The organism is Treponema sp. R6D11, from assembly GCF_054786075.1.
The window spans coordinates 1-719 of sequence record NZ_BDHD01000606.1 but is presented as its reverse complement, the minus strand read 5'-3'; the positions used below and the strand labels follow the sequence as shown (position 1 = coordinate 719).

Sequence of the window (719 nt, the reverse complement as noted above, 5' to 3'; positions counted from 1 at the left end):
CTTTTGATGGAATCTGCAAACTTAAAAATCGAAGAATCGGCTTTGACGGGCGAGAGCATGCCTGTGGAGAAAGATTCAAATGCAAAAATTGCAGATAATGCCCCGTTAGGCGACAGGATAAACTGTGCATTTATGTCGACCAATGTGTCATACGGGCGCGGTGTCGGCGAGGTTATTGCGACAGGCATGGATACAGAAATAGGAAAGATAGCCACAATGCTTGAGAACGCCGAAGAGGAATCGACGCCATTGCAAAAACGTTTGGCGGATTTGGGAAAGGTTTTAGGAATCGCCGCTGTTGCAATTTGTATCGCGCTGTTTTTGGTCGGTGTCTTCCAGCATAGAGATTTCAGGGAGATGTTATTAACAGCTATCTCTTTGGCAGTTGCCGCCGTGCCTGAAGGGTTGCCAGCGATTGTGACGATTGTGCTCGCCCTTGGTGTCCGCCGGCTTGCTCAGGTTAATACAATTGTGCGTCGCCTGCCTAGCGTTGAGACGCTTGGCGCTGTTTCGGTTGTATGCTCGGACAAAACAGGCACATTAACGCAAAACAAGATGACGGTTAGAGAATGCTATTATAATAACGCGCTGTTTCCTGCAGAAAAACTGGATTATGCTCGTCATAGCGATTTTATCAACGGGTTCGTGCTTTGTAACGACGCGACGCTTGAAATAGGCGACCCGACAGAGATAGCCCTCGTGCAGATGGGCGAGGATGT

Annotated in this window: 1 protein-coding gene; it reads left to right on the top strand. The window is 48.5% G+C overall.

Annotated elements, in window-relative coordinates; all coding sequences use genetic code 11:
* On the top strand, positions 1-719 hold a 719-nt coding region (locus ACYVTD_RS14995), incomplete at both ends, for an HAD-IC family P-type ATPase (protein ID WP_461248512.1).